Source organism: Staphylococcus sp. NWU MK-U1, from assembly GCF_033283505.1.
Lineage (GTDB): Bacteria > Bacillota > Bacilli > Staphylococcales > Staphylococcaceae > Staphylococcus > Staphylococcus haemolyticus.
On sequence record NZ_JAVSMG010000002.1, the window covers coordinates 99,332 to 120,845 of the forward strand.

General features: G+C 32.2%; 15 protein-coding genes and 1 pseudogene. 10 read left to right on the forward strand and 6 right to left on the reverse strand.

What is annotated here, in order from left to right; translation table 11 throughout:
- The first annotated feature begins 202 nt into the window (after nt 1–202).
- Nucleotides 203–1,294: a bifunctional 3-deoxy-7-phosphoheptulonate synthase/chorismate mutase gene (locus tag SBL16_RS03595; RefSeq protein WP_317952748.1), complete on the forward strand. Its 1,092-nt coding sequence runs from the start codon at nt 203–205 to the stop codon at nt 1,292–1,294.
- Between the two features lie 320 nt (nt 1,295–1,614).
- Nucleotides 1,615–2,607: a catabolite control protein A gene (gene ccpA / locus SBL16_RS03600; RefSeq protein WP_053016754.1), complete on the forward strand. Its 993-nt coding sequence runs from the start codon at nt 1,615–1,617 to the stop codon at nt 2,605–2,607.
- A 145-nt stretch (nt 2,608–2,752) separates the two neighbouring features.
- Here ccpA and SBL16_RS03605 read toward each other — a convergent pair whose 3' ends face one another.
- A complete protein-coding gene (locus SBL16_RS03605) occupies nt 2,753–3,910 on the reverse strand; it encodes an acetoin utilization protein AcuC (protein WP_107611763.1) in 1,158 nt (385 codons plus the stop codon).
- A gap of 34 nt (nt 3,911–3,944) precedes the next feature.
- A complete protein-coding gene (locus SBL16_RS03610; RefSeq protein WP_037536877.1) occupies nt 3,945–4,577 on the reverse strand; it encodes a GNAT family N-acetyltransferase in 633 nt (210 codons plus the stop codon).
- 164 nt (nt 4,578–4,741) lie between these two features.
- On the opposite strand from SBL16_RS03610, the gene acsA reads away from it, so the two are divergent.
- Both acsA and SBL16_RS03620 read left to right on the forward strand, forming a co-directional pair.
- Nucleotides 4,742–6,451 carry an acetate--CoA ligase gene (gene acsA, locus SBL16_RS03615; RefSeq protein ID WP_107611762.1) on the forward strand — a complete coding sequence of 570 codons (1,710 nt, stop codon included), beginning with the start codon at nt 4,742–4,744 and terminating at the stop codon, nt 6,449–6,451.
- A 333-nt stretch (nt 6,452–6,784) separates the two neighbouring features.
- Nucleotides 6,785–8,452 carry a formate--tetrahydrofolate ligase gene (locus SBL16_RS03620; RefSeq protein ID WP_037536874.1) on the forward strand — a complete coding sequence of 556 codons (1,668 nt, stop codon included), beginning with the start codon at nt 6,785–6,787 and terminating at the stop codon, nt 8,450–8,452.
- A 139-nt stretch (nt 8,453–8,591) separates the two neighbouring features.
- Here the strand turns inward: SBL16_RS03620 and SBL16_RS03625 are convergent, their stop codons facing one another.
- The gene (locus SBL16_RS03625) at nt 8,592–9,506 is read right to left on the reverse strand and encodes a biosynthetic peptidoglycan transglycosylase (protein WP_317953116.1); all 915 of its coding nucleotides are present in this window, start codon (nt 9,504–9,506) and stop codon (nt 8,592–8,594) included.
- A gap of 384 nt (nt 9,507–9,890) precedes the next feature.
- Here SBL16_RS03625 and tyrS point away from each other — a divergent pair, with 384 nt between their 5' ends.
- The 3 genes and pseudogenes from tyrS to SBL16_RS03640 all read left to right on the forward strand — a co-directional run bounded on the left by tyrS (nt 9,891) and on the right by SBL16_RS03640 (nt 13,276).
- Nucleotides 9,891–11,153 carry a tyrosine--tRNA ligase gene (gene tyrS / locus SBL16_RS03630; protein WP_107611761.1) on the forward strand — a complete coding sequence of 421 codons (1,263 nt, stop codon included), beginning with the start codon at nt 9,891–9,893 and terminating at the stop codon, nt 11,151–11,153.
- Between the two features lie 124 nt (nt 11,154–11,277).
- On the forward strand, nt 11,278–11,748 hold the full coding sequence (locus tag SBL16_RS03635; RefSeq protein WP_053016751.1) for a MarR family transcriptional regulator: 471 nt from the start codon (nt 11,278–11,280) through the stop codon (nt 11,746–11,748).
- 119 nt (nt 11,749–11,867) lie between these two features.
- Nucleotides 11,868–13,276: pseudogene (locus SBL16_RS03640) on the forward strand (DHA2 family efflux MFS transporter permease subunit).
- A gap of 79 nt (nt 13,277–13,355) precedes the next feature.
- Here SBL16_RS03640 and SBL16_RS03645 read toward each other — a convergent pair.
- The gene (locus tag SBL16_RS03645) at nt 13,356–14,633 is read right to left on the reverse strand and encodes a S1C family serine protease (protein WP_107611760.1); all 1,278 of its coding nucleotides are present in this window, start codon (nt 14,631–14,633) and stop codon (nt 13,356–13,358) included.
- 167 nt (nt 14,634–14,800) lie between these two features.
- On the opposite strand from SBL16_RS03645, the gene SBL16_RS03650 reads away from it, so the two are divergent.
- The 3 genes from SBL16_RS03650 to SBL16_RS03660 all read left to right on the forward strand — a co-directional run bounded on the left by SBL16_RS03650 (nt 14,801) and on the right by SBL16_RS03660 (nt 18,578).
- Nucleotides 14,801–15,424: a lysophospholipid acyltransferase family protein gene (locus tag SBL16_RS03650; protein WP_107611759.1), complete on the forward strand. Its 624-nt coding sequence runs from the start codon at nt 14,801–14,803 to the stop codon at nt 15,422–15,424.
- Between the two features lie 335 nt (nt 15,425–15,759).
- A complete protein-coding gene (gene nagE / locus SBL16_RS03655; RefSeq protein ID WP_107611758.1) occupies nt 15,760–17,223 on the forward strand; it encodes an N-acetylglucosamine-specific PTS transporter subunit IIBC in 1,464 nt (487 codons plus the stop codon).
- Between the two features lie 224 nt (nt 17,224–17,447).
- Nucleotides 17,448–18,578 carry an HAD family hydrolase gene (locus tag SBL16_RS03660; RefSeq protein ID WP_317952758.1) on the forward strand — a complete coding sequence of 377 codons (1,131 nt, stop codon included), beginning with the start codon at nt 17,448–17,450 and terminating at the stop codon, nt 18,576–18,578.
- 122 nt (nt 18,579–18,700) lie between these two features.
- Here the strand turns inward: SBL16_RS03660 and serA are convergent, their stop codons facing one another.
- On the reverse strand, nt 18,701–20,299 hold the full coding sequence (gene serA / locus SBL16_RS03665) for a phosphoglycerate dehydrogenase (RefSeq protein WP_107611756.1): 1,599 nt from the start codon (nt 20,297–20,299) through the stop codon (nt 18,701–18,703).
- Nucleotides 20,289–21,449, reverse strand: coding sequence for a pyridoxal-phosphate-dependent aminotransferase family protein (locus SBL16_RS03670; protein WP_107611755.1), 1,161 nt, complete (start codon nt 21,447–21,449; stop codon nt 20,289–20,291). The genes serA and SBL16_RS03670 overlap by 11 nt, the downstream gene beginning before the upstream one ends.
- Nucleotides 21,450–21,514: the final 65 nt, after the last annotated feature.

Here is a 21,514-nt window from a genome sequence, read left to right on the forward strand (position 1 = left end):
GATTCGCTCCATTTTTTATATCAAAAACGATTAATTAAACATTTCACAATAATAATTAGACAATTCATAAATTTTAGAAAATTTTTTGACTTCTAAGGTTGAACTATTATTTTTAAATTGTTAGAATATTATCTATCTAATATTATTTTATCGCTTTAAAGTAATATAATTGATTAAGTAACTTTTATTGAGGTGAGTAGTAATGTCAACGAAATTAGAACAATACAGAGAAGAAATTGTTTCGATTAATAATCAAATTTTAGAATTATTATCTAAACGTGGTGAGTTAGCTCAAAAGATTGGTGAAGAAAAAATAAAACAAGGCACAAAAGTTTATGATCCACAGCGCGAAATGGAAATGATTAATGAATTAATGGATCGTAACCAAGGACCTTTTAATGATAATGTTATTAAGCAATTATTCAAAGAAATCTTCAAAGCGTCAACTGACTTGCAAAAATCTGAGAATGAAAAACATCTTTATGTATCACGTAAATTAAAACCTGAAGATACAATTGTTAAATTTAACAACGGTGGCATTATTGGCGATGGGAATAAATCATTTGTATTTGGACCTTGTTCTGTAGAATCTCAAGAACAGGTAGATGCAGTCGCAAAAGATTTGCAAGCTAGGGGAGAGAAATTTATTCGAGGTGGCGCATTTAAACCACGTACATCACCTTATGACTTCCAAGGTTTAGGCGTTGAAGGCCTTAAAATTTTGAAAAATGTTAAAGATAAATTCGGTCTTAATGTTGTTAGTGAAATTGTAAATCCTGCTGATTTTGAAGTTGCTAATGAATACCTAGATGTATTTCAAATTGGCGCGCGTAACATGCAAAACTTTGAATTACTGAAAGAAGCTGGCAGAACTAATAAACCTATCCTATTAAAAAGAGGATTGTCTGCGACTATTGAGGAATTTACCTTTGCAGCCGAATATATTGCTTCACAAGGAAATAAAAATATTATCCTGTGTGAACGTGGTATCCGTACTTATGAAAAAGCAACACGTAATACTCTAGATATATCTGCTGTTCCAATTTTAAAACAAGGAACGCATTTACCTGTAATGGTAGATGTAACGCATAGCACAGGACGCAAAGATATTATGTTACCAACTGCAAAAGCTGCTTTAGCTGTTGGTGCAGATGGTGTAATGGCAGAAGTTCATCCAGACCCATCTGTCGCACTAAGTGATAGTGGTCAACAAATGGATTTAAATGAATTTGATCAATTTTACAATGAATTGAAACCATTAGCTGAATTATATAATTCAAAAAAATTAAAATAATAAGTTCACCTAATTAGATAATTGAAATACATGAGCTATTCGTTTTACTGAATTATAAGTATGTTTTATAATACTAATTCTGGTAATAATGAATAGCTCTTTAAATTGTCAAACTTTAGCTATTCTATTTATTAATCAATGATTTCATTTTTATTTAATAATATGGCAAATCACTCTTTTGTAGTAAAAATAATATAAAATTTGACATAAATGTGAAATTATTAACAATAGGTTTGAATGAAAGCGATTTTGTGGTAAACTTTGAAAATGAAATGAAAACACGTTATAATAATAAATAAAACGCTTACAAGGAGGAAATTATGACAGTAACTATATATGATGTTGCTAGAGAGGCCCGAGTATCTATGGCAACCGTTTCACGAGTAGTGAATGGTAATCAAAATGTTAAACCTGAAACTAGAAAAAAAGTTAATGAAGTAATCAAAAGATTAAATTATCGACCAAACGCTGTTGCAAGAGGACTAGCTAGTAAACGAACAACAACAGTAGGCGTTATCATTCCTGATATATCCAATATCTATTATTCTCAATTAGCTCGTGGTATTGAAGATATAGCAACAATGTATAAATATCATTCTATAATTTCTAACTCAGATAATGATTCTGAAAAAGAAAAAGAAATATTTAATAATTTATTAAGTAAACAAGTGGATGGTATTATCTTTTTAGGTGGAACGATTTCTGATGAAATTAAAGATTTAATTAATCAATCATCTGTTCCAGTCGTCGTATCAGGTACGAATGGAAAAGATGACAATATCGCTTCTGTTAATATCGATTTCAAAACTGCAGCCATGGAAATTACTGAGCAGCTAATTCAATCAGGTGCTAAAGAATTTGCATTAGTAAGCGGTGATTACTCTAAAAAAGCTCAAGAAGATGTATTCAATGGTCTTAAAGAAGTAGTGGATCGTCATCAATTAAAATTAAATGAAACTGTGCAATTCTCTGGATCTGAAAGTTATAAAGACGGTATTAAAGTATTCGAGGATTTAAAAGAGAATTTACCTGATGCTATTTTATCAATAAGTGATGAACAGGCAATAGGTATTATGCATAGTGCATTAGATGCTGGTATTAGAGTACCAGAAGATTTACAAATTGTTAGTTTCAACAATACACGATTAGTAGAGATGGTAAGACCAAAACTATCTAGTGTTATTCAACCATTATATGATATCGGTGCTGTAGGCATGCGTTTATTAACAAAATATATGAACGAAGAAGAAATTGAAGAACCTAATGTTATTTTACCTCACCGTATTGAGTATAGAGGTACAACCAAAGACTAGTAGTAAAAAAATAATTTATTATTAATAGTTACAATTTCAACACATATCAACTGACAAATGTAGAAGTTATGTTAAAACTCTCCAGTTATAGTTGTTTTAAGGGAGCGGTACGATGATTTTCAAATTAAATCATCATACCGCTCCCTTAGTGTGTATACCAATGAACGATTCTACTTGCTCGTTCGTTGTTTTTCTGTGAGATTTCATATGTTCTGGGTATTGTTTGATAGTCGCGATAATCTTCTGTCCAATGTTTAGGTAGGTTTACTGGTGAGTACGCACGCCATTTTTTAATCCATTGTTCTGGTAAAGGTCCTTCTTGAATAGGTTTATTAATTAATGCTAAAAATATATGACTCCACGCTCTTGGGACTACTTGCCAAATATTATAACCTCCACCACCAAACATTAAAACTTTTCCATCTGTATATTTGTTCGCTAATTTATTAATTATATACGGAATTTCGTATAAAGTTTCTAATGAACAACTCATATGTGTTAAAGGATCTAAGTAATGAATATCCACACCATGCACACTAAGTAGGATATCAGGTTTATAAGCCTCAATAACACTTGTCACGGATTCTTCAAAGACTTTTAAATAATTATCATGTTCAGTATAAGGTTCTAACGGTAAATTTACTGTATAACCATAACCCAAATCTTCGCCGCGTTCAGTGTAATGTCCTGAACCTGGAAATAAAAATTTCCCTGTTTCATGGATGGAATAACACATGATTGTATTATCAGTATAAAGGCTCCATTGAGTCCCATCACCGTGATGCGCATCTGTATCAATGACCATTACACGCTGATTATATTTAGTAGCAAGATATTTTGCTGTAATGGCAACATCATTATAAATGCAAAATCCATTGGCACGTCCGGGTAAACTATGATGTAATCCGCCACCTAAGTGACAACCATTTAATATATTTTCATTCATTATTTCATCTGCCAAATTAAGTGCACCGCCAACTATCCTTGCACTATGTCTGTGCATATGTCGAAATTGGAATGTATCATCTGTATTTAATCCATATTTATTAGCCTCCGATGGACTTAAAATTCCATGAGACGCATGTTTAATTGCTTGTATATAATCATATTTATGAATTAAAGCCAATTCCTCTTCAGTGGCTATTCTAGGAGTAATGATTTGATCATCCTTCAACATATTCATCATTTGGAGTAATTCTGTAGTTAATTTTAATCGCATTTGATTAAAAGGGTGATTATCGTTAAAACGATATTTTAATAGTTCATCTGAATAGACATAACCCGTTCTTAAATTATTTTGCATAAATATCATACCCCTTAAATTTTTAACAGAAATCTTAAAATAAAAATCGATTCTTATAACGTAAATCATCAAAAGACTGTTGCTGGTCTAATGTAATTCTGTTTCCAATTCTCGCCATTAAACAATTAGCTGGATGACTCGTAATTTCTGGATCATCAGTAGCAAATACTTCTAATCCACCTTTAGACATTAATTTTTGCATCATTTTTTTATATTCAAAAACATCTAATTTAGCTGATTTCAAATCCCAATGCCAATAATACTCAGTTGTCAAAACAATATAGTCTTCAAACTCATCTTGAGAAAGACTTAATGAAATAAGCTCACCACCTAGATGAAACTGTCTAAAATCGCGATGCACTTCTATAGCACCTAACTCAATTAAATAGGGTAGCTGTCCTTCAGCCCATCTTTCAAATTCATCGGGATAGTGATATGTTACATACCCTATGACGTGTTTGTTTTCTCGAGCAATATAAATACGACCTTCAGGTAATTGCGTAATTTCTTTCAAAGCGTCAAATTGATCTTTTGCTGGTCTAAAGGCATTTAAGGACTCATCGAAAGAAAGCGTTTTCAAATAATTGCATGAAACAGGGCCTTCAATAGTGAAATGCTTATTGTTAATTGTAAGGTGCTTGGTTACGTTTGTTTTAATGTGTTTCATTCATCTCACTCCCAATATGAACTACTATTATAGTTATTTTATATTTATTTAGAGAAATAAACAAATTAAATTGTAATAATTATCTAAAAATTTTGAATAACACAAAAATTAATGTATAATACTTTTTAAAGAAAGCGATTTCATTAAACAAGGGGGAGTTTACAATGAAAGTAGAAGTATTTGAAAGCGAGCAAGGTAATTATAATTTACAAGATTATGAAAAGACATATCAGGACTTTGATTGGGATGAAGTGAAAAAAGCTTTCTCATGGAATGAAACAGGAAAAATAAATATGGCTTACGAGTGTATTGATCGTCATGTTGATAATGGTAAAGGCGATAAAATTGCACTTAATTATAGAGATGAAAAACGTAAAGAACAATATAGTTTTAAAGAATTAAAAGTGCTATCAAATAAGGCTGCCAACGTTTTAGTAGATAAAGCGAATGTTCAAAAAGGTGATCGTGTATTTATCTTTATGCCAAGAACGCCTGAACTATATTTTGCCTTTCTGGGTATTCTAAAAATTGGTGCTATCGTTGGTCCACTATTTGAAGCTTTTATGGAAAAAGCAGTAACTGATAGATTAGAAAATAGTGAAGCAAAAGTCATTGTTACTACAAATAGTTTACTAGGCAGAATTCCTAAGGATAAATTACCTCACTTAGAAACAATCGTAGTTGTTGATGATGAAGTTGATGAACAATATGTTGATTTCAATAAAGAATTGAATCAAGCAAGTGAAGAATTTGATATTGAGTGGTTAAAAGAAGATGATGGTTTAATCTTACATTACACATCAGGTTCTACTGGTCAACCTAAAGGGGTATTACACGTTCAAATAGCAATGTTACTTCATTATATTTCAGGTAAATATGTATTAGATTTAAAAGAAGACGACATTTACTGGTGTACAGCTGATCCTGGTTGGGTTACAGGTACATCTTATGGTGTGTTTGCACCGTGGTTAAATGGTGTTACAAATTGTATAGCGGGTGGTCGATTCTCTCCTGAACAATGGTATAGCATGATTGAAACATTTAAAGTAACAATTTGGTATACTGCGCCTACAGCATTAAGAATGTTAATGAGCGCAGGTGATGATGTAGTAGAAAAATATGATTTATCATCATTACGATCAATTTTATCTGTTGGTGAGCCACTTAACCCTGAAGTTATTAAATGGTCTAAAGATGTATATGATAAACGTGTATTAGATACATGGTGGATGACAGAAACAGGGGGCCATATGATTGTGAATTATCCTGCAGTTGACGTTAAATTAGGTTCTATGGGTAAACCATTACCGGGAATAGAGGCTGCTATTATAGATGACTCAGGTAATGTATTACCACCGAACAGAATGGGTAATTTAGCTATTAAAAAGGGTTGGCCATCTATGATGTATTCAATTTGGAAAAACCCTGAAAAATATAATTCCTACTTTATTGGAGATTGGTACGTTTCAGGTGATTCAGCATATCAAGATGAAGATGGTTATTTCTGGTTCCAAGGCCGTGTAGATGATGTTATTATGACTGCTGGTGAGCGTGTAGGTCCATTTGAAGTAGAATCGAAATTAGTTGAGCATGAAGCAGTAGCTGAAGCGGGTGTTATCGGTAAACCAGATCCTGTCAGAGGCGAAATTATCAAAGCCTTTATTTCATTACGCCAAGGATATGAACCTTCAGATGAGTTAAAAGCAGATATTCGTAAATTTGTTAAAGAGGGACTATCAGGTCATGCAGCACCAAGAGAAATAGAATTTAAAGATAAATTACCTAAAACACGTTCTGGTAAAATTATGAGACGTGTGTTAAAAGCTTGGGAGCTTAATATAGATGCAGGTGATTTAAGTACGATGGAAGATTAAACTTTAATAAGTGAAAGTAAGCTAGGACAATTATTGGTCCTAGCTTTTTTAATGATTATAGTTGACCTAAGTAGAAATAAAGGTTTTTGAAATCATACTATGATGTAATTTTACTTTAAATATTTAGATTTATAAAATAGATTTATTTAAATTAGCAGATTTATCATAAAATTAAGTTAAATTTTACACAAATCATTGGAAACGCTCTCAAAAATTCGACATCGCTTACATTGTTAGTTATTATTAATATGTAAGATTAAAAGAAACCTTAAGCAACTGATTTGAGGTATTCTTACATAAATCAAATTATAATTAACAAGGGGTTGAAATAAGTTGGCACATTTATCAGATTTAGATATTGCTAATCAATCAGAACTAAAACCTATTGGAGAAATCGCTGAAAAAGCTGGAATCCCAGCAGACGCTTTAGAACAATATGGTCACTATAAAGCTAAGATTGATATCAATCAAATCAAACCAAAAGACAACAAAGGGAAAGTCGTTTTAGTAACTGCAATGAGTCCAACACCAGCAGGTGAAGGTAAATCTACAGTTACTGTTGGATTATCTGATGCGTTCAACGAATTAAAGAAAAATGTAATGGTAGCTTTACGTGAACCAGCATTAGGACCTACATTTGGTATTAAAGGTGGGGCAACTGGTGGAGGTTATGCTCAAGTATTACCAATGGAAGATATTAACTTACACTTCAACGGTGACTTCCACGCAATTACTACTGCAAATAATGCTTTATCTGCATTTATCGATAACCACATCCATCAAGGTAATGAATTAGGCATTGATGTACGTCGTGTTGAATGGAAACGTGTATTAGACATGAACGACCGTGCATTACGTCATGTAAATGTTGGTTTAGGTGGACCTACTAACGGTGTACCTCGTGAAGATGGTTTCAATATTACAGTTGCCTCAGAAGTAATGGCAATCTTATGTTTAGCTCGTAATATTAATGACTTAAAAGAAAAAATTAGCCGTATTACAATTGGTTACACTCGTGATCGTAAACCAGTTACAGTTGCAGACTTAAAAGTTGAAGGCGCATTAGCAATGATTCTTAAAGATGCTATTAAACCTAACTTAGTTCAAACTATTGAAGGTACACCTGCATTAGTTCATGGTGGACCATTCGCTAACATTGCACATGGTTGTAACTCAATTTTAGCTACTGAAACAGCACGTGATCTTGCAGACATCGTTGTAACAGAAGCAGGATTCGGTTCAGACCTTGGTGCTGAAAAATTCATCGACATTAAAGCTAGAGAAGCTGGCTTTGAACCTTCAGCAGTAGTTTTAGTTGCAACAGTTCGTGCCCTTAAAATGCATGGTGGCGTAGCTAAAGATGACTTAAAAGAAGAAAATGTTGAAGCAGTTAAAGCTGGTATTGTTAACTTAGAACGTCATGTTAACAACATCCGTAAATTTGGTGTTGAACCAGTTATCGCATTAAATGCATTTATTCATGATACAGATGCTGAAACTGAAGCAGTAAAAGCTTGGGCTAAAGAAAATAACGTTAGAATCGCTTTAACTGAAGTATGGGAAAAAGGCGGTAAAGGTGGCGTTGAATTAGCTAACCAAGTACTTGAAGTTATTGAACAACCAAATGATTTCAAATTCTTATATGATTTAGATCAATCATTAGAAGAAAAAATTGAAACAATCGTAAAAGAAATCTATGGTGGTTCTTCAGTTACATTTAGTAAAAAAGCTAAAAAACAACTAAAAGAATTTACTGACAATGGTTGGGGTCAATATCCAATCTGTATGGCTAAAACTCAATATTCATTCAGTGATGATGCAACTGCTTTAGGTGCTCCAACTGATTTTGATATTACTATTAGAGAATTAGAGGCTAAAACAGGTGCAGGATTTATTGTTGCATTAACAGGTGCAATCATGACTATGCCTGGATTACCTAAAAAACCAGCTGCATTAAATATGGACGTTACAGAAGACGGCCATGCAGTTGGCTTATTCTAGTAGACTGAAGTACCTACTATCATAATGTATTATTATGTTACATTGAAAACTGCCGACAAAGCGCAAAACTTGTCGGCAGTTTTTTTGAATTTGTTTTTGAAACAAAATATGAATTTAATTAAATAAGACATTTAATCAATTATGCAGATTGATTATTAGTTAATTGCGGTTTTGTAAGTAAATGGTCATAGATATGATATCGTTTAGCGTGGCGGTATTCCTCTTTATCGATTACACCTTCAACAAGCATTCGTTTTAATACATAGTGTTGACGATTAACACTGATTTTGACTTCTTTATAAGTTTTTAATTCACCATTTTCTTCATAGGGTGTATACATATACGGGCTTTGTAATAAACCAATTAAGTAAGCAGACTGTGCAATATTTAAATCTTTCGGTGGAATACCGAATAAACTATAAGACGCAGACGCAATACCTGTAATATTGTTACCTTCATAATCTCTACCGAAAGGTACAATATTTAAATATGTATAGATGATTTCATTTTTTGACAATAAATTTTCAAGACGCATTGCTAAAATAAGTTCATTTGCTTTTCGACTATATGTTTTTTTACTTGATAGCACTTGGTTTTTGACTAATTGTTGAGTAATTGTACTACCACCAGTGCTTTCATCAAGATTAAATACATCTTGTATCATTGCTCGTACGAGTGCTTTTGGAAGGATACCTTTATGTTTATAAAACATAGTATCCTCGGAAGAGGTAAGGGCTTTAATGACATTTGGATTGACGTGTTTAGGACCAACTATTAGAGAGTTCTCAGATTTATCATATTCACTTAAGACATCAGAATTTTCATGATTTATTAAATCGTCACCTGCAAAATGCAAGACTTTCTGTTTTAATTCACGGTCGCTTATTTTAGACGATTCATGCGTTAAATGATTGAAATAAATAACTGTACCTATAAATTCTATTAAACATATAAATAACCCAACACTAAATAATCCTACAATTGCATGTTTCGTTTTTTTGTAGGACTTTTCAAATGAATTAAATTTAGTATCTCTATTAATGTTGGTTGACATCTCTTTCACCTTAAGCCTCCTGAAATTTAAATATAGTATACCATAATCACTGATTTGACTTTTATATTTTTAATACTTATAATTAATTACAATTCAATATATTTTGGATGAGAGGACAAGTAATATATTTGTGATTTCCAGAGAGTTAGTGGTAGCTGTGAACTAATAGTTGCACTTATATGAATACACCTCATTATGAATTGTCCAACGTTTATTAATGAACGTATCATTGATAGAGTGAATAGCAATATGCTATTTAAGTATGGTGGTAACGTGCTCAAGCGCCCTTACATTTAACGATGTATGGGTGCTTTTTTATTTTTCATAAATAGAGTATAGATCACTAAATATTAAAAATAAAATCTTTGTTTAGGAGGAATATTGATGTCAAACGCTTTAATTGAAGAGTTACAATGGAGAGGTTTAATTTATCAACAAACAGATGAAAGTAGCATAGAAGAATTATTAAATAAGGAACAAATTTCTTTATATTGTGGTGCTGACCCTACTGCTGATAGTCTGCATATTGGTCATTTGCTTCCCTTTATGACTCTAAGACGTTTCCAAGAACATGGTCATCGACCTATCGTTCTAATTGGTGGGGGAACTGGTATGATTGGTGATCCATCCGGAAAATCTGAAGAACGTATACTACAAACAGAAGACCAAGTAGAGGCTAACGTTGAGGGTATTAGTGCTCAAATGCATAAATTATTTGAATTTGGTACGGATAAAGGTGCCATTTTAGTTAATAACAAAGATTGGTTGAGTCAAATCTCACTAATTAGTTTCCTAAGAGACTATGGTAAACATGTTGGTGTGAACTACATGTTAGGTAAAGATTCTATTCAATCTCGCCTAGAGAATGGTATATCATACACTGAATTCACTTATACTATACTTCAAGCTATCGACTTTGGTCATTTAAACCGTGAATTAAATTGTAAATTACAAGTTGGTGGTTCAGATCAATGGGGTAATATCACTAGTGGTATTGAATTAATGCGACGTATGTATGGACAAACTGAAGCATATGGTTTAACAATTCCTTTAGTTACGAAATCAGATGGTAAGAAATTTGGTAAATCAGAATCAGGTGCTGTATGGTTAGACGCTGACAAAACAAGCCCTTATGAATTTTACCAATTTTGGATTAATCAATCAGATGATGATGTCATTAAATTCTTGAAATACTTTACATTTTTAGATAAAGATGAAATTAATCATCTCGAAGAATCTAAAAATCAAGAACCTCATTTAAGAGAAGCGCAAAAAGCCTTAGCGGAGAATGTTACAGAATTTATTCATGGTAAAGAGGCATTAGATGATGCCATTCGTATCTCTAAAGCTTTGTTTAGCGGCGATTTAAAATCATTATCAGGCAAAGAATTAAAAGAAGGTTTCAAAGATGTTCCTCAAGTTGAATTATCAACTGAAACTTCAAATATTATTGATGTCTTAATTGAAACAGGCATTGCGACGTCTAAACGCCAAGCACGTGAGGATGTTAATAACGGTGCTATTTATATTAATGGGGAAAGACAACAATCAGTAGACTATGAATTAAGCAATGAGGATAAAATAGATGATGAATTTACAATCATTCGTCGTGGTAAGAAAAAATATTTCATGGTTAACTATAAATAATAAGGTTTAATTTTATTGGCAATGTAGCGAAATCTTATAGACTTTGCGCATTGCCCTTTTTATGAAAAATAAATAGAGTACGGGTATAATAAATGTGTTATAAAGATTAAAAAGAAGTGATGAAATGACTAATAATAAAGAAGAAATTTTAATGAGTAGCTTTAGAGATTTGTTTAATAAAATAGGTTGGCTAAATAAAGATAAAATGGAACAAGCACTTAAGGGGTTCAAATCATCTGAAGTTCATTGCGTTGAAGCGATTAAAGAATATCAGAATCCCAATGTACAATATTTAGCGAATAAGCTATTTATGACAAGAGGTGCAATTAGTAAATTAACAAAACGTTTGCAGCAAAAAGGTTTAATTGAAAGTTTTAAAAGTAAAGACAATAAAAAAGAAATATATTTTAAGTTAACTGAACAGGGTGAAAGTGTTTATCAAATTCACTCTGAATTACATGAATCGTTTCAAAATAGAGATCAAAGTGTTTTTGACAGCATGACAGAAGATGAATTTAATAATATGATGACCTTCATTAATAGGTATCATCAACATTTGGATCAACTAATCGAACAAGAGCATCGATCATTATAAGAGATTAAACTTAAAAACTCGCTTACAGGTTAAGCGAGTTTATTTGTTATATATTGTTGACAAGGAAACAAAAAGAGAGTATATTTTGTTGACGTGGAAACAATATATAGGAGGAACGTATGTCAAAATTAAATGATAGTCAAGTTTCGAGAGAAATTATGATAGCTGCTTGGGCAATAGCATTAGGGGCTATGGCACCTATGTTGGATTCGACAATGATTAATATAGCTATCAAACAACTTAACAACGCATTTAATACTACTATTGAAATCACTCAGTGGGGTATAACAGGATATGTCCTTGCTTTAGCGCTAGTTATTCCAATAGCAGGATGGCTGGTCAATCAATTTAATGGTAAGTATGTATTTATCGGAGCATCAATTCTATTTGGAATTACATCTGTATTAGCTGGTATTAGTTGGAATGTAGAGAGTTTTATTGTGTTCAGAATTATTCAAGGAATGTCTGCAGGCATAATTACAACGTTAATGTTCACGCTATTGATTAAGACAACGGGTCAAGACCATATTGGGAAAGTCATGGCTGTCGTAAGTACACCTATGATATTCGGGCCTATCATAGGACCAGTCATTGGTGGATTTGTAATTCATATTGTGTCTTGGCGCTGGATGTTCTTTATTAATGTCTTAGTCGTAATCATCGCCATATTATTGCAAATAAAATATTTACCGAACTTTGTCCCTTTTAATAAAAGTAAGTCTATTGACATTTTAGGAATGATATTGCTAGGTCTTATCAGCATATCAACCATATACGGCTTAACAAAAGCAAGTGATTACCATAGTTTTATAATAGAACTACTATTCTTCTTCTGATTATTGGTTGTATTATGATACTTATGTATTATATTCATAATAAAGTTAAACATGATAATACCATTTTGCCATTATCACTCTTTACTAAGGGAAATTATACAGCATCATTTATAGGCTTATTTCTCTCAAATATAGGTATCATGGGACCTATGGTCATAATTCCGTTATATTTTCAGACATTTAAGCATTACACTCCTATTGAAGCAGCTCTAGCACTTATACCACAGGGAATTGGAATGCTTATTACAAGACCATACTTGGGGAAATTAATCGATCAGTATGGAGCGAAATGGGTGGTTTTAATAAGTGTTATAATCTCGATGTTTGGATCAATACCTTTATTATTTATTACAGATCATACTAGTATCATTGCTCTATCTATTATCTTATTTTTAAGAGGATGTAGTGTTGGAGGCATTAATTTAGGTTTAACTACTGATGCATATATGGGCATTAAAGAGAGCGTATTAGCTGAAGCGGGTGTGGGAATTAATATGATTGAAAATATTGGTTCAAGTTTTGGAACAGCTTTCATTGCAACAATTCTTTCAGTTGTATTAAATCAATTAGGTAATTCCTTGACACACAATATTATCGCTTATCATGCTGGATTCTTAGTATCAGTCATTACATTAATTTTAATCATTGTTCCAGCTTTATTTCTTACTTATAAGTCAAAGGCGACTATATAAGCATTAATACGACCAGTAATTGATTTTGAATAATCATGTACTGGCCGTATTTGTGTATTATGTTCTTTTGTTAGAAAAACTATTGTATAAATTGACTGTTTCGACTATTATCTGATTCAGAGTCAGATGATTGAGTAGATGATATATCGGACTGGCTTTTTAGCTTAACATTAACTGTTAGCGTTTTTCCATCACGTAAAACAGTTAGTTTAGCAGTCTCACCAGGCTTCTTATTTTGATACAGATAAGTTCTTAAATCAGTATCTTCTTTTACAGTTTTATCATCTATTTTAGTAATGATATCGCCTGTTTTTAATTCACTTGAGCGACTTACTTTAGCAACATAAATACCATCATCACGATCTGTGTTTAATTCTTTTTTATAAGAATCAGGAATATCACTTAAATTTAGTAAACCAATTCCTATAGAAGGGCGTTCAATTTTACCATTTTTAACAAGTTGTTCAATAGTTACTTTAACTTCATTACTTGGAATAGCAAAACCAATACCTTCTACTTGCTCAGCGGCTATCTTCATAGAGTTGATACCAACCAAGTTACCATTAATATCTACTAATGCACCACCAGAGTTACCAGGGTTTATTGCAGCATCAGTTTGCAAGACGTTAACTTTAGTACCACCAGAAGTAGTATTTGACTCAATTGTACGCTCATTTGCTGAAACAATTCCAGAAGTAACTGAATTAGCAAATTCCAAACCTAGAGGATTACCCATAGCGAAAACACTATCTCCAGTTTGTACTTTTGACGAATTTGCAAATTTAATTGATTTAATACCCTTAGTATTATCTATTTTTAAGACAGCTATATCTGATACAGTATCTTTCCCAATTAACTTCGCTTTAACTTGTTTACCACTATGTAATTGCACTTTAATCTCGGATGCACCACTTATTACATGGGTGTTTGTCACAATGTAAGCAGAATTATTATTAATTTGGTAGATCACACCTGAACCAATACCTGCTTCTTCAGATTCAGATGATGATTTACCTTGTAAAAAATCTTCTAAACCATTAGCTTTTTGCATATTAATGACACCAACTATCGCAGGTGATACATCTTTAATCATTGCATTAACAGATTTATATTTATCACTTTTTCCGTCTAATACATTTCCACCTTTACTATTATTGGCTTCTTGAACTTGGGCACCACCATTATCTATTCCAACTAATCCCATTATTTTACTTGCACCTAAGACAAGTAAAGCACCTATCACACCAGCAATTAATGCAACGATAATTGTTTTAAACCATGGGAATTTAGGTTTTCCAGGTTGAGGTTGCTGATAGTTGTTATAATTTGATTGATTCTCTTGATTAAATTCAGACATTTTTAACCTCCTTTTTAATATTAACCCTTTATTTAATTATGAAAGGTTTAATCAAATATTGCCAGTAATCCACTATCAGACTTTAGATGTATCTTTTGATAAGTTGTTCATATATAAGGATAATGATAAAATCAATAAAGTATAGAAATCAATAAGCAGGTGACATAATGTATCAATTTATAAGTAGACTATTAGATTTTATATTAGTTAAAATGGCTAAATCATTATATGTTATTGGAAAGGAGAACATTCCTAAAGATAACAAATACGTAGTAACATGTACTCATGAAAGTTATAATGAAGTGATCATGTTAGGTATGGCATTAGTTCCTAATGAAATTCATTACATGGCTAAAAAAGAATTATTTAATAATAAATGGTTTGGTCAATTTTTAACTTCATTGAATGCTTTTCCTGTTGACCGTGAAAATCCAGGACCAAGTACATTGAAAAGACCAGTTAATTTGTTAAAAGAAAATAAAACTGTCGGTATCTTCCCAACGGGACATCGTACATCAGCGGAAGGGGCTCCATTAAAAAGAGGCGCTTCAACTATTGCAATGTTAGGCAAAGCGCCAATTTTACCAGCAGCCTATGTTGGACCTAAAAAATTACATGGTTTAATTACTGGTCAGGCACTTATTAAATTTGGTGAGCCAATTTATCAATCAGATATTCCTAAAGATTTAAAAAGAAATGAAAAAATAGATTATTTAACACATGAAATTGAAAGACGTACAGCACAATTACAAAAAGAACTACACTTAATTCAAGACAGTTTAGAAAAATAAATTATAGTAACTAATTAACAATAAACACTCTATTTAATGACCCAAATAGTTATTTTAATAGGGTGTTTTTGTTTTTAAATATACACTTAATTAATTTCGGTGAATTTAATATGAGACTTGTTATTTTTATAAACTTATTTAAATTTATAATTTTACATATATAGGTTTAAGAGCTTTAGCGTGATAGATACCTTTATGCTTATTATATTTTTAAAATGATTTAAAATTGACACATCAAAAGCGCTTACATTTATGGTAAATTAATAAAGTAACTATATACATATCTTAGTTATATATAAATTATTTGAATAATATGTGTTTTGGGAGTGAGTGAAATGTTTAAGTTTTTTCAAAATTTAGGGAGATCTTTAATGCTACCAGTAGCTGTTTTACCCGCTGGCGCAATAATCGTTGGAATTGGTAATTTGCTTAAAGCATTAAATATATTACCAACAGTGGCATTATTCTTCAGTACGGTAGGGAGTGCAATATTAGGCCAACTAGGGCTTATCTTTGCAATTGGCGTTGCGATTGGTATGGCAAAGAAAAATGATGGTGCAGTCGCATTAGCGGGTGCTTTGGGATATGCACTAGTCGTTAAAGTATTATCTCCTGAGTTCGTAGCACCATTATTTAATATAAAAGAGAGTGCTGTAAACGACGGATTTAGTAAGATGGATAATTCAAATGTGTTTATTGGTATTATAATAGGACTAATTGCAGCATACTGTTATAACAAATTCAGTGATGTTGAATTACCTATAGCATTATCATTCTTTAGTGGTAAGCGATTAGTTCCAATTATGACAGTATTCTATTGTACTTTTTTAATTGTGATTTTACTATTCGCATGGCCATTTATATATTCAGCTATAGTGGCATTTGGTGAATGGTTAGTTGGTTTTGGACCATTCGGTGCATTCCTATACGGCTTCTTTAACCGACTATTAATTCCTACTGGGCTTCACCATGCATTAAATGCTGTGTTCTGGTTTGATACAGCAGGAATTAACGATATCGGTAAATTCCAAACTGGACAAGATGCAATTAAAGGTATTACTGGTCGATATCAAGCAGGATTCTTCCCAATTATGATGTTCGGCATGCCTGCTGCAGCGTTGGCGATGTATCACACCGCTGAATCTACACAGAAAAAACAAGTATATGGTTGGTTTATAGCAAGTTCCATTTCTGCATTTATGGTTGGTGTAACTGAACCTATTGAATTTGCATTTATGTTTGTTGCACCGGTATTATTTGTAATCCATGCATTATTAACCGGTTTGTCATTATTTATAGCTGCACTATTTCATTGGACAGCAGGATTCTCATTTAGTGCAGGTTTAATTGATTACGCATTATCACTAATCAATCCAGTGGCTAATCATCCGTTAATGATTTTAGTTCAAGGCATTGTATTCTTTGCTTTATATTACTTTATCTTTAGATTTGTCATTAAAATCTTTAATCTCAACACAATTGGTCGTGGTGACAATTTATTAGCTGATCCAACTTCTAATACGACTGAGAGAGATGGGGCTGAAACTACAAGTAAAAGCAAATATCATCACACAGCAAGTCAAATCTTAGAAGGATTAGGTGGTAGTGAAAATATTACTACATTGACCAATTGTGCTACTAGATTAAGAATTGAATTAAAAGATAATTCTATTATTGACGAACAAAAAATTAGAAATGCAGGAGCGGTTGGCGTAACCAAAAATGGTCAACACTCAGCACAAGTTATAATTGGCACTCATGTACAGCAAGTCGCAGATGAAATTGAAAAGCAAATGTAAAATTTATACTTTCATTTTTTAAAAGTATTAAGACAGACAAAATATGTCTTACTGATTTGATAAGATATAACCATATTGATAAATATATGTTGTTCAATTAACTGATGAATTTTAGGAGGATACCTTGAATTCATCAGTTTTTTATTATAGATTTATTGACATTGAGATATAAGACGTTAAGATTATAAGTATCAGAATATTCAAAAATAATGGAGCGAAAAGTCATGAAATCAATTTTATTTGATGTAGACGGTGTATTCTTAAGTGAGGAACGTTGTTTCGATACGTCAGCTTTAACAATAGAGGCGTTACTTAAAAGTGAACATTTTTTAGGTTTAGATAAATCATTTAAACTAAATACATTAAGTGACGAAACTATAAATAATATTCGCAGTAAAGTATTTAATAATGATTTAATTCTTAATCGATTAAAATCAATGGGATTAAATTCAAATTGGGATATGTTATTTGTCGTTTTTTGCATACATTTTATCCAATTAATAAAGCAATTTAACTTTCAAGAAATTAAAGACATTATAGAAGATAATCAATTTTCAGCTAAAAGTATTCAAGGCATTCAGTCATTGATCAATAGAGATTTTAAAATCGATTATGAACTTCCTATGAATTTTATTAATCATAGTCAAGGTGGTAAAAATAATATTTATGCTGAGTTAGAACAATATGCTAAGAAAGAATTAAATGTTAATGATGCGCGCTTGTTTAAACTTAAAGGACCTCTATGGTTTGTTGCTAGAGATTTATACCAAGAATTATACATGGGTTCTGAATTATTTGAACAAGTTGAAGAAAAGCCTTCTAATCTTGATGGCATTAATGGTTTTATTTATTACGAAACAGTTCTTAGACCTATTGAAGAGATAAAGTCATTACTTAATTCTCTTAAAGAGAAAGGCTATCATCTTGCAATAGCTACAGGTAGACCTAGAACTGAGACATTAGTTCCATTTGAATCTTTAGGTTTAAAAGCGTTCTTTTCAGATAATCACATTGTTACTGCAAGTGATGTTATGGAAGCTGAAAATGAATATCCTGACTTTATACCTCTAGGTAAGCCTAATCCTTTTTGCTACATAGCTACTCTATATGGAAATAACAAGGAGAATTATAAACAATTCATTACTCAACAAGATCAAATTGTAAATAAAGAAGATGTAATCATTGTTGGTGACTCACTGGCTGATTTATTCTGTGCTAAACAAATAGGTGCTACATTTATAGGTACATTAACAGGGTTAAAAGGGCAAGAGGCTCGTAAAGAATTGGAGTATCATGAAGCGGATTATATTGTTGATCATATAGGTTTGATTAAAAATATTTTATTGAAAGGTTAATTCATTATAAATTGATATTAAATCATTAGTATTAATATGCCCCTCAATGATGAAGTGAAATCCATCATAGAGGGGCATTATTATTTCAAGTAGTTATAGTAGTGAATCTTTAAAAAGATTAGTTATTTGACTGAGAGTGTAGTTCCATATATTTTATCGAAACCACCCACATCATATAGTTCATTGATAATATCCTCAGTAACAGGTTGATCAATTGATAATACCATCATCGCTTGGCCTCCTTGTACATTTCTGCCAAGTGACATTGATGCAATGTTAATATTATGTCTACCTAGTAGCTGACCAGTTAAACCGACCATACCAGGCTTGTCACCATGATAAGAAACAAGTTGGTAGGCATTAGGTTTAAAGTCAACAGAGTAATCATTAATACGTACAATACGAGCGCCAAAGCCAGCTATGACAGTGGCACCAATTTTTACTTCTTCCGTATCACTAATTAAATGAACTTGAATATAATTACTAAAAGTACCTTGTGATGCTCTTTTTTCAACGTTACGTGTTACACCTTGTTCATTTAAAAGTGCAAAAGCATTAATGATATTAACACGATCTCCTAAATCCTGTTGCAAAATTTGTTTTACAATTGAGCGTGTAATTAAGTCAGTTTCCTGTTTAGCGACATCACCATTAAAAGTCACCTTGATTTCTCTCGGTGCACCTTCAATTAATTGAATTGCTAATTCACCAGATAACTCACCTATTTCAATCCATTGTTGTGTTATTTCATCTATATCATTGAAACTAATTTTTGGCGCATTGACTGCGTGTGTTACATTACCGTTTTCCAGTATATCTATAATTTCTTCTGACACTGATACTGCAACTTTCTCTTGAGCCTCAATAGTTGATGCACCTAAGTGTGGCGTAACAATGATTTTTTCATGCTCTATTAATGGTGAATCGGTAGGGGGTTCATGTTCAAATACGTCTAATGCAGCACGTGCAATCTGATTATTATCTAGTGCATTTAATAAATCATCTTCATTGATAATACCGCCTCTTGCGACGTTAATAATTTGCAATGTTGGTTTTGCTTTTGAAAAGAAATCAGCATTTACAATACCTTTTGTTTTAGGTGTTAATGGCGTATGAACTGTTACAAAATCAGCTTGTCTAGCTATTTCATCTATAGTAGCAAGTTTAACGCCTAATTGCTGTGCTTTATCTTCCGTAAGATAAGGGTCATAAGCTAACACTTTCATACCGAAACTTTGAAGTCGTTGTGCTACACCAATACCTATTCGTCCTGCACCTATGACACCTATTGTTTTTTGATAAAGTTCGACACCCTTAAACGCTTTTCTATTCCATTCCTTATTTTTTAAAGATGCATGCGCTTGAGGAATATTTCTAGCCATCGCTAAAATCATAGCTACTGAATGTTCAGTTGCAGAAATAGTATTACCATCAGGTGCATTAATAACTAAAATACCTTGGAGAGTAGCAGCTTCAATATCAATATTGTCAACGCCAACACCAGCACGTGCGATAACTTTCAATTTATTAGCCTTTTCAATGACTTGTTGAGTCACTTGCGTCTGACTACGAACAATTAAACCCTCGTAATTACCTATAATATCTAATAATGATTGTTCATCCAAATCAGTTTTAATATCGACGTTAAAATCTGAATGGTTTAATAAACTTTGTAATCCATCTGTTGAAATAGGGTCTGACACTAGAATATTATGCTTCACTATGAATCACCTCTGAAAATTTTGTTAAGCCTTTACCAATATAATTCGTTTGACGGTAATCTGTAAGTATAATCTCTAAAGCACTTATCACTGAGAGTATATCGAAAGGTGAGACTTTACCCATATGTCCGATACGTAAAATTTTTCCTTTCAATTTACCTTGACCACCAGCGATTGTAATATTAAATCTTGTTTTTAAAGTTGATTTAATATGAGTTAATTCATCTTTGGATGTTGGTATGAACGATGTTACCGTTGGGGAAGCGAAATCATCTTCTACTAGAAGTTCCAAATCTAATGCATTTAAAGCTGATCTTAGACCGTCTCTAATAATATAGTGACGTTTAATGGTATTTTCAAACCCTTCAGAATGAATTAATTCGGCATAAGCGTTTACAGCTCTAAATAACCCGACATTTGGTGTAAAAGGAGTAGAATCTTGTTGAAGTGAGTCAAAGTATTTATTTAAATTTAAGTAAAAACGTGGTGTAGTCACTTCTTTGAAACGTTTCAACGCACGATCATTATAAGCAACGAATGCTAGTCCGGGTGGCAACATAATTGCTTTTTGACTTCCAGAAACTAACACATCTATGTAGTCACGCTCTAAATTAACATCTACAGCACCAATACAACTCACACCGTCTACAACAAAGTAGATATCTTGATCGAATGTTTTCAGTGCTTTACCAAGTTCACCTACAGGATGTAAGACAGCGGTTGACGTTTCGCAGAATTGAGTAAATACAGCACTGATTTGATGATTTAAATTGTCAAGATATGTTATGAATTCTTTAACATCAATGGGTTGACCCCATTCCACATTATATATGTGTACATTTTCATAGTATGTCTCAGCAATTTGTTTAAAACGATTGCCAAAGGCGCCTGACACTATAACAACAAAATGATCATCAGGATTAACTATATTTAACATACTTGCTTCTAAGACACTAGTACCACTTGATGTTAAAATCATAACTTCATTTTCTGTACCAAAAATGGGTTTTAAATTGTTAAATGCTTTTTTAGCTATAGATTCAAAATCTGGTGAACGGTGACCAACCATAGGTAAACCTAAAGCATGATTGATTTCCTTTGGAACTGGAGTAGGTCCTGGTGTTAATAAAAGTGGTTCATAATAATTCATTAAATTTCCTCCCACGGTATAAGATTTAATCATTTTACCAAATATTCTGATAATTTAAAAGAGCA

Bases quoted from the DNA above. Each gene is read 5' to 3' on its own strand.
- SBL16_RS03610 (WP_037536877.1), bottom strand. From the start codon at position 4,577: ATGAAACACATTAAAACAAACGTAACCAAGCACCTTACAATTAACAAT.
- SBL16_RS03605 (WP_107611763.1), bottom strand. From the start codon at position 3,910: ATGCAAAATAATTTAAGAACGGGTTATGTCTATTCAGATGAACTATTA.
- SBL16_RS03625 (WP_317953116.1), bottom strand. From the start codon at position 9,506: ATGTCAACCAACATTAATAGAGATACTAAATTTAATTCATTTGAAAAG.
- SBL16_RS03670 (WP_107611755.1), bottom strand. From the start codon at position 21,449: ATGAATTATTATGAACCACTTTTATTAACACCAGGACCTACTCCAGTT.
- acsA (WP_107611762.1), top strand. From the start codon at position 4,742: ATGAAAGTAGAAGTATTTGAAAGCGAGCAAGGTAATTATAATTTACAA.
- SBL16_RS03660 (WP_317952758.1), top strand. From the start codon at position 17,448: ATGAAATCAATTTTATTTGATGTAGACGGTGTATTCTTAAGTGAGGAA.
- nagE (WP_107611758.1), top strand. From the start codon at position 15,760: ATGTTTAAGTTTTTTCAAAATTTAGGGAGATCTTTAATGCTACCAGTA.
- SBL16_RS03645 (WP_107611760.1), bottom strand. From the start codon at position 14,633: ATGTCTGAATTTAATCAAGAGAATCAATCAAATTATAACAACTATCAG.
- SBL16_RS03635 (WP_053016751.1), top strand. From the start codon at position 11,278: ATGACTAATAATAAAGAAGAAATTTTAATGAGTAGCTTTAGAGATTTG.
- tyrS (WP_107611761.1), top strand. From the start codon at position 9,891: ATGTCAAACGCTTTAATTGAAGAGTTACAATGGAGAGGTTTAATTTAT.
- SBL16_RS03650 (WP_107611759.1), top strand. From the start codon at position 14,801: ATGTATCAATTTATAAGTAGACTATTAGATTTTATATTAGTTAAAATG.
- ccpA (WP_053016754.1), top strand. From the start codon at position 1,615: ATGACAGTAACTATATATGATGTTGCTAGAGAGGCCCGAGTATCTATG.
- SBL16_RS03595 (WP_317952748.1), top strand. From the start codon at position 203: ATGTCAACGAAATTAGAACAATACAGAGAAGAAATTGTTTCGATTAAT.